General features: G+C 63.7%; 15 protein-coding genes. 8 read left to right on the top strand and 7 right to left on the bottom strand.

What is annotated here, in order from left to right; all coding sequences use genetic code 11:
• The first annotated feature begins 570 nt into the window (after positions 1 to 570).
• From P3T20_RS26535 to P3T20_RS26510, 6 genes are all read left to right on the top strand, one after another.
• Positions 571 to 1,620 (top strand): LacI family DNA-binding transcriptional regulator, encoded by a 1,050-nt coding sequence (locus tag P3T20_RS26535; protein ID WP_429288289.1) that lies wholly within the window; start codon positions 571 to 573, stop codon positions 1,618 to 1,620.
• Between the two features lie 128 nt (positions 1,621 to 1,748).
• Positions 1,749 to 2,834: an ABC transporter substrate-binding protein gene (locus P3T20_RS26530; protein WP_429288288.1), complete on the top strand. Its 1,086-nt coding sequence runs from the start codon at positions 1,749 to 1,751 to the stop codon at positions 2,832 to 2,834.
• Positions 2,831 to 3,655 (top strand): ABC transporter permease, encoded by an 825-nt coding sequence (locus tag P3T20_RS26525; protein WP_429288287.1) that lies wholly within the window; start codon positions 2,831 to 2,833, stop codon positions 3,653 to 3,655. The genes P3T20_RS26530 and P3T20_RS26525 overlap by 4 nt, the downstream gene beginning before the upstream one ends.
• 89 nt (positions 3,656 to 3,744) lie before the next feature.
• Entirely contained in the window at positions 3,745 to 4,680 is a 936-nt protein-coding gene (locus tag P3T20_RS26520; RefSeq protein WP_429288286.1) for an ABC transporter permease, read from the top strand.
• Positions 4,677 to 5,732, top strand: coding sequence for an ABC transporter ATP-binding protein (locus P3T20_RS26515; protein WP_429288285.1), 1,056 nt, complete (start codon positions 4,677 to 4,679; stop codon positions 5,730 to 5,732). Before P3T20_RS26520 ends, P3T20_RS26515 begins: the two co-directional genes overlap by 4 nt.
• A gap of 27 nt (positions 5,733 to 5,759) precedes the next feature.
• On the top strand, positions 5,760 to 6,587 hold the full coding sequence (locus P3T20_RS26510; RefSeq protein WP_429288284.1) for a phosphodiesterase: 828 nt from the start codon (positions 5,760 to 5,762) through the stop codon (positions 6,585 to 6,587).
• Here P3T20_RS26510 and P3T20_RS26505 read toward each other — a convergent pair.
• Both P3T20_RS26505 and P3T20_RS26500 read right to left on the bottom strand, forming a co-directional pair.
• Positions 6,584 to 8,515 (bottom strand): extracellular solute-binding protein, encoded by a 1,932-nt coding sequence (locus tag P3T20_RS26505; protein ID WP_429288283.1) that lies wholly within the window; start codon positions 8,513 to 8,515, stop codon positions 6,584 to 6,586. The two genes, P3T20_RS26510 and P3T20_RS26505, sit on opposite strands and share 4 nt — an antisense overlap.
• Positions 8,516 to 8,603: 88 nt before the next feature.
• Positions 8,604 to 9,095, bottom strand: coding sequence for a DUF2569 domain-containing protein (locus P3T20_RS26500; protein WP_429288282.1), 492 nt, complete (start codon positions 9,093 to 9,095; stop codon positions 8,604 to 8,606).
• A gap of 172 nt (positions 9,096 to 9,267) precedes the next feature.
• On the opposite strand from P3T20_RS26500, the gene P3T20_RS26495 reads away from it, so the two are divergent.
• Positions 9,268 to 10,473 (top strand): MFS transporter, encoded by a 1,206-nt coding sequence (locus P3T20_RS26495; protein ID WP_429288281.1) that lies wholly within the window; start codon positions 9,268 to 9,270, stop codon positions 10,471 to 10,473.
• A 33-nt stretch (positions 10,474 to 10,506) separates the two neighbouring features.
• Here the strand turns inward: P3T20_RS26495 and P3T20_RS26490 are convergent, their stop codons facing one another.
• The 5 genes from P3T20_RS26490 to P3T20_RS26470 all read right to left on the bottom strand — a co-directional run bounded on the left by P3T20_RS26490 (position 10,507) and on the right by P3T20_RS26470 (position 12,835).
• Positions 10,507 to 10,932, bottom strand: a complete 426-nt coding sequence (locus P3T20_RS26490; RefSeq protein WP_074264076.1) for a response regulator — start codon at positions 10,930 to 10,932, stop codon at positions 10,507 to 10,509.
• A gap of 55 nt (positions 10,933 to 10,987) precedes the next feature.
• Positions 10,988 to 11,620 carry a response regulator gene (locus P3T20_RS26485; protein WP_074264075.1) on the bottom strand — a complete coding sequence of 211 codons (633 nt, stop codon included), beginning with the start codon at positions 11,618 to 11,620 and terminating at the stop codon, positions 10,988 to 10,990.
• A gap of 135 nt (positions 11,621 to 11,755) precedes the next feature.
• Complete coding sequence (locus P3T20_RS26480) at positions 11,756 to 12,319, bottom strand: ferritin-like domain-containing protein (RefSeq protein ID WP_074264074.1); 564 nt, start codon at positions 12,317 to 12,319, stop codon at positions 11,756 to 11,758.
• Between the two features lie 88 nt (positions 12,320 to 12,407).
• Entirely contained in the window at positions 12,408 to 12,569 is a 162-nt protein-coding gene (locus P3T20_RS26475; protein ID WP_074264073.1) for a DUF1328 domain-containing protein, read from the bottom strand.
• Positions 12,570 to 12,658: 89 nt separating this feature from the next.
• The gene (locus P3T20_RS26470) at positions 12,659 to 12,835 is read right to left on the bottom strand and encodes a DUF1328 domain-containing protein (protein WP_074266002.1); all 177 of its coding nucleotides are present in this window, start codon (positions 12,833 to 12,835) and stop codon (positions 12,659 to 12,661) included.
• A 262-nt stretch (positions 12,836 to 13,097) separates the two neighbouring features.
• Between P3T20_RS26470 and P3T20_RS26465 the strand changes: the two genes are divergently transcribed.
• Positions 13,098 to 14,537: a sensor histidine kinase gene (locus tag P3T20_RS26465; RefSeq protein ID WP_429288328.1), complete on the top strand. Its 1,440-nt coding sequence runs from the start codon at positions 13,098 to 13,100 to the stop codon at positions 14,535 to 14,537.
• The last annotated feature ends 171 nt before the right edge of the window (positions 14,538 to 14,708 follow it).

Genomic DNA, 14,708 nt, shown 5'->3' with positions numbered 1-14,708 from the left:
TTAGCGGTGTTCGGCGGCTGTATGGAAGCCACTGACGCAGAGCGCGCCAGTCAAAAACTTCTTTGGTGCCGGGGACCGGACTCGAACCGGCAAGCTGTTAAGCGGCGGATTTTCGTCACACCACGTCTTTCGACGCCGACGATACCGGGCGGCATCCTCGTTCGTGCGCTGGACTATGCCTTCACCATCGCGGCTGAACTGTGCGGCAAAACCGCCAGCCCTCGCCGCCTAAGGCGCCCCCCGTCTAGTCTCTACACCTTCCGCACCCTCGCACTCATGCGACGGCGGGCTTGGCTCGGCGTTGCCTCGGTTGCGCGCGCAGCGCAAAACCAGGGGGTTCACCGAATTTGAGGGGTTCTGCACCGGCCGTTTCCGGTCGGGCACTCAATAATTTAAGTCCGCTATGTTTACCAATTTCATCACCCCGGCAGGGCGGACGCGATTCTACCATTGGGTCGCCGCCGCACCAAACCCGCGCCTTCCCATGCCTCCCGAGTCATCGGCGAGTCACAAAGCTTGCCGATAATCCGCTCGACGAAAACGTTTACAACCCGAGCCAAAACCATAGCGATGACCCCTACCATCAAGGATGTCGCGGCACACGCAGGCTTCTCGATTGCCACGGTTTCGCGCGCCATCAACGCGCCGCACACCGTGAATCCCGTCACGCTCGACAAGGTGCGCCAGTCGATCGACGCGCTCAATTTTCGCCCCAGCCCGCTAGGCCGCCAGCTGCGCGGCGAGCGCACCCGCCTGATCGGCGTCATCCTCCCCACGATCGCCAACCCGGTGTTCGCGGAGTGCCTGCAGGGCATTGACGACCTGGCCAGCGCTCAGGGCTATCGGCTGATGCTGATGACCACCCAGTACGACGCCGAACGCGAGCGCCACGCCATCGAGACGCTGCGCGAACACCGCGTCGAAGGCCTGGCGCTGACCGTCGCGGACGCCGATACCCACCCGCTGCTCGACGACCTCGATCGCGCCGGCCTCCTCTACGTGCTGATGCACAACGATACGGTACGCCGTCCGTCGGTGTCGGTCGACAACCGGCTCGCCGCCTACGACGGCGTGCGCATGCTGATCGCCCACGGCCATCGCCGCATCCTCATGCTGGCAGGCACGCTCGCCGCCTCGGATCGTGCGCGCCTGCGCCACCTGGGCTACGCGCAAGCCATGCAGCAGGCCGGGCTGACGCCGGCCCCGGCGCTTGAAATCGATTTCAACGCTGAAGAGCTCGCTCCCTCGGTGCTGGCCCATCTGACCAGCGGTCCGAACCGTCCGACCGCCCTCTTCTGCAGCAACGACCTGCTGGCGATGGTCGTCATCCGCGGTCTGCGCCGCGCGCGCCTGCAGATCCCGCACGACATGTCGATCCTCGGTTTCGACGGGCTTTCCATGGGCGCGTTGCTGCAGCCGCCGCTCGCCACCGTCTGCGCGCCGAACCGTGAAATCGGCTGCTCCGCCTGGCGCCGGCTGATGGCACGCATCGACGGCACCTATAGCGACACGTCCATATCGCTCACGCTGCCCCACGCGTTGCGCGAAGGCGCCACGATCGCCGCGATCTCGAACACCAGCGAAACCTCGCGCCCGCGCTCGATACAACCGCTGGCGTAACGCACCCGTATCATTGATTCACCAGCACTGCGCATAGAAACAACACGCAGCGCAGGCGCCTCGCAGGCCCCGCTGCTGAAGCACGATTTAACCAACTTCTCGCTACCTTCCTTCCAAGGAGACCCGCTGTGACTCGCCGTTCCTCCTGTTTTGGTGCCGTCCTGCGTCAGTTGACCGGCAAGCTGACGCGCACCACCGCCACCGCCGTGCTAACCGCCTCTGCCCTGTTCGCCTCGGCCGCGACTATCCTCGCCGCACCCGCCGCGGCCTATGCCGACGAAACCGCGATCTGCTACAACTGCCCGCCCGAATGGGCCGACTGGGCGAGCCAGATCAAGGCGATCCAGGCCAGGACGGGCATTCGCGTGCCGTTCGACAACAAGAACTCCGGGCAGTCCATCGCCCAGTTGATGGCCGAAGAAAAGAGCCCGGTGGCGGACGTCGTCTACCTCGGCGTGTCGTCGGCCTTCCAGGCAAAAGACAAAGGCGTGATCCAGCCATACAAGCCGGCTCACTGGGACGACATCCCCACCAACATGAAGGATCCGCAAGGCTACTGGTTCGCGATCCACTCGGGCACGCTGGGCTTTTTCGTCAACAAGGATGCGCTCGAAGGCAAGCCTGTGCCGCGTTCGTGGGCCGACCTGCTCAAGCCCGAGTACAAAGGCATGATCGGCTACCTCGATCCGTCGAGTGCGTTCGTGGGCTATGCCGGCGCGGTGGCGGTGAACCAGGCGCTAGGCGGCAGCTTCGACAACTTCCAGCCGGGTCTGGACTGGTTCCGCAAGCTCAAGGCCAACGCGCCGATCGTGCCGAAGCAGACCGCCTACGCGCGTGTGCTCTCCGGCGAAATTCCGATCCTGCTCGACTACGACTTCGACGCCTACCGCGCGAAGTACAAGGATCAGGCCAATGTCGAATTCGTGATTCCGAAGGAAGGCACGATCTCGGTGCCGTATGTGATGAGCCTCGTGAAGGGCGCGCCGCATGAAGCCAACGGCAAGAAGGTGCTGGACTTCGTGCTCTCCGACGAAGGCCAGAAGCTGTGGGCCAATGCCTACCTTCGTCCGGTCCGCGCCAATGCGATGAGCCCGGAAGCTGCCGCCAAATTCCTGCCGTCAAGCGAATACGCCCGCGCCAAGGCGGTCGATTTCGGCAAGATGGCGGAGAAGCAGCAAAGCTTCGGCGAACAGTATCTTCAGGTGATGCATTGAACGACGTCACGTTTCCGCTGCGCTGGCGCATTGCGTTGATCGCGCCGGCGCTCGCAGTTTTCATTGCGTTCTGGCTGCTGCCGATGGGTGCGCTCGCGCAGTTGAGCGGCAACGGCCACGCCTTCGATACGTACCGCGCGATGCTCACCAACGCGCGCTACATGACGAGCCTCGGCGCGACCGTGCTGCTCTCGGCGGCGGTCACAGCGGCAACGTTGGTGCTGTCCGTGATCTCGGGCCTGTTGCTGGCGCGGCGCGAATTCCCAGGCAAACGCACACTGCTCGCACTACTGACCTTTCCGCTGGCGTTCCCTGGCGTAGTGGTCGGCTTCATGGTGATCATGCTGGCGGGACGTCAGGGGTTGATCGGCGCGCTGTCGCTGAAGCTGACTGGCGACCGCTGGGTCTTCGCGTATTCGATGAGCGGCCTCTTTCTCGGCTACCTGTACTTCTCGATTCCGCGCGTGATCGTGACGGTGATGGCGTCGGCGACCAAGCTCGATGCCTCGCTCGAAGAAGCGGCCCGTTCGCTTGGCGCGTCGCCGTGGCAGATCATGCGCGACATCGTGCTGCCCGCCCTCTCGCCGGGACTGATCGCGGCAGGCGCGGTGTGCTTCGCCACCGCGATGGGCGCGTTCGGCACGGCCTTTACGCTCGCCACCGATATCGACGTCCTGCCGATGACCATCTACACCGAGTTCACGCTGAACGCGAACATGGTAACGGCCGCAGGGCTGTCGATTGTGCTTGGCCTCGTGACGTGGCTCGTGCTGGCGTTGGCACGTAGCGCTACCGGCTCGGCTGTCGCAGCGAGTGCATAGCGCAGGTGCCTACGTGACGATGTGTACACGCCAGCCGCATTGAACAAGTACCCCTTAGCTCTGCTATCAATCTGTATGAAGATACACCGATGAACTCCGTAACCGACACCGCCAGACCGCCATCCGCGCCACCGTCGGCGCCGTCGACCCGGCGCCGCGCGCAGCCGCGCCTGTCGTCGCGCACGCTGCTCTTAGCCGGCCAGTGGCTCGTAACGCTGCTGCTGTGCGCGTTTCTGATCGTGCCGGTCGTGATGTCGATCATGGCCGGCCTCACCGTCAATTACTTCAAGGGCGTGTCGAGCGGCCTAACACTGCGCTGGCTGATCGAAGTGTGGACGCAGTATCACGCATCGGTGTTTCTGTCGCTCGAAGTCGCGGCGGCGACGCTCGTCATCACGCTGCTCACCGGCGTGCCGGCGGGCTACGTGCTGGCACGCAGCAAGACGCGGCTCTCGCGCATCATCGAAGAGTTTCTGGTGCTGCCCATCGCTCTGCCCGGTCTCGCGTCCGCACTCGCACTGCTGGTGGTGTACGGCGGCATCACGGTGTTCCGCATGAGCGTCTGGTTCATCGTCGTCGGTCACGTCGTGTTCACGCTGCCGTTCATGGTGCGCGCGGTTGCCGCCGTCGCTGCAAGCGCCGATCTGCGGACACTCGAGGAAGGCGCCGCGAGCCTCGGCGCGAGTTTCACTCAGCGCTTCCTGACCATCGTATTGCCGAACGTACGGCCGGGCATCGTCGCCGGCGCGCTGGCGGTGGTGACGCTCTCGATCGGCGAATTCAACCTCACGTGGATGCTGCACACCCCTGACACGAAGACACTGCCAGTGGGCCTCGCCGATACCTACGCGTCGCTGCGCATCGAGATCGGCAGCGCCTACACGATCCTGTTCTTCATCATGACGATGCCGCTGCTGGTCGCCATGCAATGGCTCGGCGTCGACGCCACTGGCCAGCGCAGCAGCAGGCCGAAACGCCTTAAGGCAGCTTCGCCACGTTCAACCCGCACCATCGACACGCCATGAAACTCGCTCCCGTTCCCATCACGCTGACGCAATGTGCCAAGACGTTTCGCGGCACGCGTGTGCTCGAACCGCTCGACCTGCAGATCGGCGCCGGCGAAACCCTCGTGCTGCTCGGGCCGTCCGGTTGCGGCAAGACCACGACGTTGCGCATGATCGCCGGTCTGGAGACGCCTGACGCCGGTGGCCAGATTGCCTTTGGCGACGAAGACGTCACCGCGCTGCCGATCGAGAAGCGCCAGGTCGGCATGGTGTTCCAGAGCTACGCGCTGTTTCCGAACCTCACCGTGCGCGGCAACATCGGCTATGGGCTGAAGATCAAACGCGTGGCAGCAGACACCGCGCGTCAACGCGTGGATGAACTGCTCGCGATGATGCGGCTCACCGCCCACGCCGACAAACCGATTGATCAGCTCTCCGGCGGCCAGCGTCAGCGTGTCGCGCTCGCCCGTGCGCTGGCGATGCAGCCGCGCGTGCTGCTGCTCGACGAGCCGCTCACTGCGCTCGACGCCCGCCTGCGCGACGCCTTGCGCGGCGAGATGAATACGCTGCTGCGCGAACTCGGCATCACCACCGTGTATGTGACACACGATCAGGCCGAAGCGATGGAACTGGGCGACCGGATCGTCGTGATGAGCGCCGGCCGCATCGAGCAGATCGGCACGCCGCGCGATATCTACTACCGTCCGGCGAATCGGGCGGTGGCGCAGTTCGTCGGCACGATCAACCGCCTCGCCGGCGAGCGGCGTGAAGGCATGCTGAGCACCACAGGCGGCGCGGTGCCGCTGCCATTGCGCAGCACGCCTGGCTCGGCGGCAGCCGGAGAGAACGAGCTGTTTTTCCGGCCCGAAGACGCCTACCTGGCCGATCCGGCCAGCGCCCATCTGCGCGGCACCGTCGAAAGCGCGGCCTTTCTCGGCGAGCGTACCCGTCTGACGATTGGCGGCGCAGCGCCCGATGCCCTGATCGTCGACGTGGCGGGCCGAGTCGAACTCGCGCGCGGCACGCCGGTCGGCATTTCGATCGCCCCGGAAGCGCTGATTGCGCTATCTTGAACAAAGCGAACCTACGAGGACATTCCCATGTTGCTAGCCCAGATCAGCGACCTGCATATCAAACGGCCCGGCGCGCTCGCTTACCGCCGCGTCGATACCGGCGCCGCGCTCGCCCGTTGCGTTGCGGCGCTCAATGCACTCGAGCCGCGTCCCGATGTCGTCGTCATGACTGGCGATCTCGTCGACCAGGGTGACCCGGAGCAATACGAACATCTGAAGAAACTGCTCGCGCCGCTCGAGATTCCGTACTACCTGCTGGTCGGCAATCACGACGACCGTGCAGCCCTGCGCGACGCCTTCAACGATCGTCCCGAGTTACGCGCGGGCGGCGACTTCGTGCAGTACGCAGTTGATATCGGCCCGCTGCGCCTGCTGGCGCTCGATTCCATCGTGCCCGGCGAAAGCGGCGGCGATCTGTGCGAGGCGCGTCTCGAATGGCTCGCCGGTCAACTGGAGGCCGCGCAAGGCAAACCGGTGATCGTCGCCTTGCATCATCCGCCGTTCGATTGCGGCATTGGTCATATGGATGAAATCCGGCTCGAGCCGCAGGCGGCGCAGAAGCTGGCGACGCTGATTGCGCGCTATCCGAATGTCGAACGGGTGATCTGTGGGCATGTGCATCGCCCGATGTTCGTGCGCTTCGGCGGCACGATCGCCTCAGCGGTGCCGGCGCCTGCGCACCAGGTGGCGCTGGATCTGCGTGAGGAGGCGCCGTCCGCGTTCATGCTGGAGCCAGCCGCCTTTGCCCTGCACCACTACGACGCGGCCACGGGACTGGTGACGCACCACGCGTATGTGGATCGCTCAGAGGGGCCGTATCCGTTCTACGAGCCCGAAGGTGCGTTGATCGACTAGGCGCCATGCGGTTTGACATACCAGTAGTCGATCACCCAATCCACGTCGCGATAGGACTTCGGCAAGGTCGCCGGCCAGCCGAACGTCCTCTTGTAGGCGATGCGCGCGTTCGGCGCATAGAATTCCGGCACCACGTAATATGAATTGATCAAAACGCGGTCGAGCGCGCGGGTGGCCGCCTGCAGATCGTCGAGCGTCTGCGCGGACAACGCGCTCTGAATCAGCGCGTCGACGACCTTGGAGCGCACGCCCACGGTGTTTTCCGATCCTTCCTCCGCGGCCGCCGCACTGCTGAAGCGACGCAGCAATTCGACGCCAGGAACGCTGACTGGCAGATAGCCGCCAGTGGTCATATCGAAGTCGAAGCTGTCGAGCCGCTGCTGGTACAGCGCGCTATCCACCTCGCGCCATTGAGTCTGGATGCCCAGCGTATTCAACGCCTGCATGTAGGGCAGCAGTAGACGGTCCATGCCGGGTTCGTCGTCGAGTACCTCGATCGTCATGGCGGTGCCATTGGCGTCGCGCAACGCGCCGTCGCGGTAGTGCCAGCCGGCCTCGCCAAGCAGATCGCGCGCCTCACGCAGATTGGCCCGCAGCGAGCTGGGCGGCAGCGTCGACGGCTGCTTCAGCATCGGCCCGAACACGGCCGGCGGCAAACTGGCGCGATACGGCTCGAGCAGCGCCAGCTCCTTCGGACCGGGCATGCCCGTGGCGCCGAACGAATCCGGGTCAAAGTAACTGGTCGAGCGCCGGTACTGGTCGTAGAACATCATCCGGTTCATCCACTCGTAATCAAACGCGAGTGTCAGCGCCCGACGCACTCTCACGTCCTGAAACATCGGCCGCCGCACATTGATCAGGATGCCTTGCATATACGCAGGTCCGTTGGGAAACGTGCCTTGCTTCAGTTCGCCAGTGCGAAACTTCTCTCCCACATAGCGGCGCACCCAGATGGTGGCGCTGCCTTCGACGTTGACGTCGATGCTGCCGGCCTTGAAGGCTTCGAGCGGACCGAAGTTGTCCAGAAAGAGCTGGAACGTCACGCGTTCGAAACGGAACATGCCGCGCCGCGACGGCAGATTCGCGGCCCAATAAGCGGGATTGCGCCGGTAGACGATCGTCTTGTCGTTGATACGGCGCTCGATCAGATAGGGGCCGCTCGCGATCGGCGGCACGTTGGCGGTCTGTTCGAAAGTCACGTGTGTGCCATCGGGCCGCATGCCCCACTTCGGCGAAAACACCGGCAAGTCACCTGCGATCAACGGCGCATCCCGTTCAGGACGGGTGAAATCGAAGCGGATCGTCGACGGGTCGAGCACGGTCGCGCTTTTGATCACCGCAAACTGGGAATTGAACAGCGGCGAAGCTTGTGGACTTGTTAGTATATCGAATGAATATTTGACGTCGGCTGCGGTGATGCGATCACCATTGGAAAAGCGCGCCGCGGGATTGATATGGAAAGTCGCCGAAGTAAAATCCGGTTGCACTTCGACGTCGTCCGCGATCAGCGGATATTCCGATGCCACTTCGTCCCAGCTGCGCTGCATCAGCGTATCGAACATCAGCTCGCGAATGTCCGGAGCGGGCGCCCCGCGCAACAGGAACGGATTGAGCGAATCGTAGCTCTGCAGCTCGTTGTAGTTGCCGAACTTCAGCGTGCCGTCAGCGGGCGCATCGGGGTTGGCGTAGTCGAAGTGGCTGAAATTAGCCGGGTAGCGCGGCTCGCCGAACTGGGCGATCGACGGAGCGGCGTGAACGGGCAGCGTGACCAGAGCCGTTGCCGCCAACGCGGCCAGTATCGCCGGCGTGCTGCGCGGTACGGCTCGCCACGCCTGAAACAACCGGGGGAACCACGCACGACGACGTGCTACCGCGGCGTCAGGATGCTTCGGGATGGCATGTGGCAACTTCAACGGCACGGGCTTCATCAACGGTCCACGTAGAACGGTGGACGCTATTGTACGAGAGGGCCGTCTGGAAAATATTAGCTTCGCGGATGCGCCTCAACCCCGGAGGTCAGCGCGCGATAAAGGTGTTGCGTACCCGCCGGCTTCGCCTGACGTACGGAATCCCGAGCGCCGCTGCTACAACGGCGATTCCGAAGCCGTCGAACGGAATCGCGACGTCGATCGCAATCGCGTGTGTCATGTGGTCACCTACCAGATACGCGATGGTGCGCATCACGACGATGGCAAGAAGCCATGCCTGCAGATGCACGGGAAAGCGCACCGAGCGCCGCCACGCAAGCAAAAGCAGCCAGCCCATACCGGCCACGATGAACACGCCGGTCGCCACGTCCATGCCGACCATTGCGATCACGGCGCGATACCAGCCGTGCGTTTCCGGCCGCACAAACACCGCGAGCAATTCCCACTCGAGCATCATCTTGAACGGATCGTGCAACTCCACGATCGTGGCGGCCGTCATGGCCACGAGTCCGAGCATCGCCAGCAGCAGCCAGCCGCCGAAGCCCTTCGGTTCAAGTCCTGCAAATCGCTGCGTTTTCATGGTCTGTTGCGTCGAAGATTGCCGATTGCCCCATCGCGGGGCCGGGGGATTGTACGGATCGAAAGCGAACGGGCATCTCATTTTCATGGGATCAGCACGATCCGCCTCGCTCCGGTATGATCGGCGGGCTTGAGGAACGTCTATCCTGACGCTCCGTCGAAGGCCCCCGCTCATGTCCACGACCGATTCCGCCTCACCCGCCGCCACTGAACGCTCGCTGCGTGGCCTGCTGCTTCTGCTTGCCGTTATCGCCGGCGTCTCCGTCGCGAATATCTATTACAACCAGCCGCTGCTCGATAGCTTGCGCGAGTCGTTTCCGCGTAGCGCGTCGTGGGTCGGCGTGGTGCCGGCCGCCACCCAGCTCGGCTACGCGGCCGGCATGCTGCTGCTTGCGCCGCTCGGCGACCGCTTCGACCGGCGTCTGCTGATCCTGCTGCAGATCGCCGGCCTGTGTGTCGCGCTGGTGGTCGCCACCACGGCGCCGACTCTCGCGGTATTGATCGGCGCCAGCCTCGCGATCGGCGTGCTCTCCACCATCGCGCAGCAGGCCGTGCCGTTCGCCGCCGAACTCGCGCCGCCCTCCGGGCGTGGTCAGGCGGTCGGCACGGTGATGAGCGGGCTGCTGCTGGGGATCCTGCTGGCGCGGACCGCTGCCGGCCTCGTGGCCGAATATTTCGGCTGGCGCGCAGTCTTCGGCGTTTCCGTGGTGGCGCTGCTGGTGCTGGCCGTGGTGATCCTGCTGCGTCTGCCGAAGAGTCAACCGACTTCAGCGCTGCCCTACGGCAAACTGATGGTGTCGATGTGGCATCTGATCGTCGAACACCCGGGTCTGCGCGAGGCTTCGCTTACCGGCGCATTCATGTTCGCGGCGTTCAGCATTTTCTGGTCGGTGCTGGCGCTGCTGCTGGCAGGCGCGCCGTTCCATCTCGGGCCGCAGGCTGCTGGCCTGTTCGGGATTGTCGGCGCAGCGGGGGCCATGGCCGCGCCGCTGGCGGGCAAGTTCGCCGACCGACGCGGACCGCGCACTATCATCACGCTGTCGATCGGACTCGTCGCCGTATCGTTCGTCGTGTTCGGCTTGTCCAGCACGAGCATCGCCGGGCTGGTGGTCGGCGTGATCATTCTCGATGTGGGCGTGCAGGCTGCGCAGATCTCCAACCAGTCGCGCATTTACGCGCTCTCACCCGACGCCCGCAGCCGCGTGAATACGGTCTACATGGTGGCGTACTTCATCGGCGGCGCGGCGGGCTCGGCGGTCGGTGCCGCGGTCTGGCCGGTGTTCGGATGGGTGGGCGTGAGCATCGCTGGAGTGGTGTTCGCGGGACTCGCGACGTGGAATCATCTGCGCCAGCCGCAGCGCCCGGTTGCGGACGCCTGATACGGGCTCGAACGAGCTTGACGCACACTACCGTCAGCCATCCCTGCGGGTCTGCGCATAGTCGTGCAGCGCATCGATCACCCGGTCGAACTCGAACGACTTGTCGAAGAAATGGCGCACGCCGTATTGCAGGCAGCGCTCGCGGTAGGCCGGCAACGCGTGATTGGTCAGAACCGCCGCAAAGGTACGATCGATCAAACCCTCGCGCTGCAGATACGCCAGCACCGGCACACCCGAACCGTGCTTCAGTTGCAGGTCGATGATGACCGCGTCGAAGGATTCGCCGGTCAACAGCGCGATGGCCTCGTCCGAGGTATCGGCGAAGGCCGCGACATGCAGCATCCCCGACGCGTCGATAGCCTCGACGATGCTGCGGCGGATCAATGCCGAATCCTCGATCAGCAGCACCCGCAAGGGCGGCTGGCCGGCGCTGTCAGGAGAGATCGAATCGCTGCTCATTGCCTTGCTCCGCGCGATGTCCGCGCATGGCTCCTTGCGTGACGCTACTCATTGACTACTCGATCAAGCCGTTCTTGATCGCGTAGTAGGTCAGATCCGCATTGTTGGTCAGGCGCATTTTCTCCAGTACCCGCGCCCGGTAGGTGCTCACGGTCTTCACCGATAAATGCAGTTCTTCTGCGATGTCAGTCGGAATCTGCCCGGCGGCAAGCTTGCAGAAGATCTGGAATTCGCGCTCGGACAGCCCTTCGTGTGGACGGCCGGCGGCCGGCTTGTCGAGATTGTCCGCCAGTGTATCGGCCACCGCCTCCGACAGATAGCGATGCCCGCGTGCCACCGCGCGAATTGCCCGCACGATTTCGTCGGGCTCGCAGTCCTTGTTCAGATACCCATTCGCGCCGGCCCGCAGCAGATTGATAGCGTACTGGCTCTCCGGATAGCCGGAGAGGATCAGCACGCCCTGCTTCGGGCGCACCTGTTTGATGACCCGCAAGGTGTCGATACCGTTTTTGTCCGGCATGGCGATATCGAGCAGCACCACGTCGAAGGCCTGCTCGCGCACGAGGGTGATAGTTTCGTCACCGGTCGCGGCTTCCGCGGCCACGCACATATCCGGCTCGTCGGCGACGAACTGTCTGAAACCGCCCCGGACGATGGCGTGATCGTCGGCTATCAACACTCGAATCATTGGCTTCCCGTCTATGCAGCGAAGATCGATCCCAAGCGGACATTGTAATGACGTCTCGCCTCGACGTGAGGCGAAACGTCCCTGCCCTGCCCGGTCGAGCGCGCTGCTACGCTCATTTGCACGCGCTTGCTACTCTCACTCGCGGCCTTCGAGCAGGTCCGCCATGTCGTCGGCGTGCTCCTCTTCGACCGCCAGCACTTCCTCGAAGATGCGCCGGGTGGTCACGTCGCTATCGCCAAGGTAACGAACGATCTCGCGATACGTATCGATCGCGATGCGCTCGGCGATCAGGTTCTCGCGAATCATCTCGGTCAGGTTCTTGCCCTCCTGATACTCCGAATGCGAGCGGCTCTTCAGGCTGTCCGGAGCGAAGTCCGGCTCGCCGCCAAGCTGCACGATACGTTCCGCGAAACGGTCGGCGTGTCCCTGTTCCTCGGCGGCGTGCTGGGCAAATTCAGCGGCGACCGCCTCCGAATTGATGCCCTTGGCCATGAAATGATGGCGCTTATAGCGCAGCACGCAGACGATTTCCGTCGCGAGCGAATCGTTCAACAGCTTGAGCACCACCTCGCGGTCGGCGCCGTAACTTTGCGTGACGGCACCATCGGACATGTGCTTGCGAGCGTCCTCGCGAATTTTCTGCAGATCCATCACGAACGGACCATGGCTCTGGGTGGGTGCGCTGGATGACTTCGACATTGAGCTTCTCCTTTAACCGGTATTGGGGGGAACTGCACATCACGCACGAACCGCGCCTGATGTGCCAGTGGCCGGAGCTCGGTAACGTCTACGTTCGGAACACGCCAAGCAGCAGTGTCACGACGAATACGACCAGGAAAATGTAGAACAGGATCTTGGCGATTTCGGCGGCGCCTGCCGCGATGCCGGTAAACCCGAAGACCGCGGCAATGATCGCGATGATAAAAAATACGACTGCGTAGTGAAGCATGGTGGTTCTCCCTTCCTGAGTTAAGTGTTGTTGGTCGATGAGGCGCCGGGCTGTGCGACATCCGTGTGCCCGGCTAGATGCCCCCGCCGCTAATCAACTATTTTTTTGGTGACCACAAAACCAAGTACGAGGAACACCACGCAGAGAATCAGGAACACTACGAACAGGAACTTCGCAATTGCGGCGGCGCCTGCTGCAATGCCGGTAAAGCCGAACAGACCGGCAATGATGGCGATCACAGCGAAGATCAAGGCCCATTTCAGCATGATGGATTTCTCCCATAACAAGGATTGGACTAGTAGAACCATCGTAATGACCGCTTTGGCGTACCGCATTCCGGCTCACGCCGTTTTTCGTGTGAGAATCCGCCGACATTGCATTACAGGTGCTTTACGATGACGCGGCATGAGCCGTGCATGTGCATGAAGCCGCCCCGCGTGCGCGGCGCCCGCTACACTAAGAAGGTCATCAAGGAACCGAGGTGTGAAGAACGTGCAAAACCCGCTGGATAGCTCGGTGCAAACCCCAATGCGCAATCCGGCGCAAACGCCGCTCACGGCGACGCGGCTCAACGCGTGGATGCGCAACCGGAGCTGGGCGATTGCGATGACGGTGGCGATCGTCATCACGGTGGGCGGCCTCGTGATTCTCGAGACGGCCCGCGAACGCATCGCGGCCGAGTACGAGAGCGCCCTCGAAGCACGCGACGTCACCGTGCAACTGAGCACGCTCCAAAGCCAGCTGGCGCAACTGAGCGCCTATCAAAGCAGCTTTCTTCTGACGAAGCAGACGGCCAACGTACAGGCCTATTGCTCGACCGCGGGCCGGGTGCGCCAGATCGCGCAGCAACTGAGCGTCTACTATCACCGCCGCGAGGCGGGCAGCGCGGAGCTGGCGAGCTTCACACAGATCGCATCGTTAATCGACGCGCGCATCGGCGCGGGCGCCGCTGCGTTGCAGCAAGCCGAGCCGCAACCGCTCGCGCTCTCGGCCTGCGGTACCGCCAGTGGCGCGGCGCCGGCCGACGCGGGCCTCGTCGACAACACCCTGTCGCTGCTGCGCGATAACGAAGCGAGCCGCGCGCAGCATGCGCTCGATGCGAGCCGGGCCGATCAGCGCGTGTCGACGCTGGTGGCGGCCGGGTTATCGGCATTGAATATCGTGCTGTTCATCCTGCTGTTTCGCAATCTCGGCATCCAGATCGATCGCCAGGCGCGCGTGCAGCGGCAACTGATCACGCAGCAGGAAGAGCTCGACCAGCTGGTCACCGAGCGCACTCGCCAGCTCGAAGCGCTGGGGTGGCACTTGCAGGCCGTCAGCGAAAACGAAAAGACCCAGCTTGCGCGCGAACTGCACGACGAGCTGGGCGCCATTCTCACTGCGAGCAAGATGGACGTGGCCTGGGCCAACCGCAAACTGAAGGACAGCGAACCAGCGATCTCCGAAAAACTCACGCGTGCACTCGCCAACCTCGATCAGGGCATCGCGCTCAAACGCCGCATCATCGAAGACATGCGCCCGACCGTGCTGACCAATTTCGGCCTGGTGACCGCGTTGCGCACGCTTGCCGACGAGTCGGCGCAGCGCAACAACTGGGTGCTGGAACTGAATCTGCCCCAAGACGACATCCAGCTCGACGAGCAGACCGAAATCGCGCTGTTCCGCGTCGCGCAGGAGTCCCTCACGAATGCGGCGAAGTACGCGCGCGCCTCGCGAGTATCGATTGGGCTCGAGATCGCGGACGGCCAGGTCGCGCTGTCCATCGCCGATAACGGTGTGGGCATCACGCCCGCCGACCTGAAGCGCACTCACACGCATGGCCTGCTCGGCATGCGCCAGCGCGTGGCGGCGCACGGCGGCCGCTTCGATATCCGCCGCGGCGTGCCGAACGGCACCGATATTCACGTGGTGATGCCTTGCGTCAGCACGACCGCGTCGGCGCTCGACGCTCCGTCTGCTTCGATGTAGCCGCGCAGGTGGTACTGCGCGGATGCACAGGCGCCTGTAGGACAGCGCCGACGCAAACAACGGATCGCGCCTACAACAAAATCGCGGCGTGACCGACATCGCCGCGACGCCCCATTTTTTAAGATGCAATCAGACCAGATCGGCTGGCGCGATGCCCGGTTGGTCGACAGG

The organism is Paraburkholderia sp. GAS206C (assembly GCF_050435645.1).
Classification (GTDB): domain Bacteria; phylum Pseudomonadota; class Gammaproteobacteria; order Burkholderiales; family Burkholderiaceae; genus Paraburkholderia; species Paraburkholderia phenazinium_B.
Note: the sequence above shows the minus strand (reverse complement) of the source record. Positions and strands in the feature narration are given on the sequence as shown.

Coding starts and splice junctions, on each gene's coding strand:
- P3T20_RS26510 (WP_429288284.1), top strand. CDS start 5,760: ATGTTGCTAGCCCAGATCAGCGACCTGCATATCAAACGGCCCGGCGCG.
- P3T20_RS26490 (WP_074264076.1), bottom strand. CDS start 10,932: ATGAGCAGCGATTCGATCTCTCCTGACAGCGCCGGCCAGCCGCCCTTG.
- P3T20_RS26495 (WP_429288281.1), top strand. CDS start 9,268: ATGTCCACGACCGATTCCGCCTCACCCGCCGCCACTGAACGCTCGCTG.
- P3T20_RS26465 (WP_429288328.1), top strand. CDS start 13,098: ATGCGCAATCCGGCGCAAACGCCGCTCACGGCGACGCGGCTCAACGCG.
- P3T20_RS26500 (WP_429288282.1), bottom strand. CDS start 9,095: ATGAAAACGCAGCGATTTGCAGGACTTGAACCGAAGGGCTTCGGCGGC.
- P3T20_RS26485 (WP_074264075.1), bottom strand. CDS start 11,620: ATGATTCGAGTGTTGATAGCCGACGATCACGCCATCGTCCGGGGCGGT.
- P3T20_RS26480 (WP_074264074.1), bottom strand. CDS start 12,319: ATGTCGAAGTCATCCAGCGCACCCACCCAGAGCCATGGTCCGTTCGTG.
- P3T20_RS26515 (WP_429288285.1), top strand. CDS start 4,677: ATGAAACTCGCTCCCGTTCCCATCACGCTGACGCAATGTGCCAAGACG.
- P3T20_RS26505 (WP_429288283.1), bottom strand. CDS start 8,515: ATGAAGCCCGTGCCGTTGAAGTTGCCACATGCCATCCCGAAGCATCCT.
- P3T20_RS26535 (WP_429288289.1), top strand. CDS start 571: ATGACCCCTACCATCAAGGATGTCGCGGCACACGCAGGCTTCTCGATT.
- P3T20_RS26520 (WP_429288286.1), top strand. CDS start 3,745: ATGAACTCCGTAACCGACACCGCCAGACCGCCATCCGCGCCACCGTCG.
- P3T20_RS26475 (WP_074264073.1), bottom strand. CDS start 12,569: ATGCTTCACTACGCAGTCGTATTTTTTATCATCGCGATCATTGCCGCG.
- P3T20_RS26470 (WP_074266002.1), bottom strand. CDS start 12,835: ATGCTGAAATGGGCCTTGATCTTCGCTGTGATCGCCATCATTGCCGGT.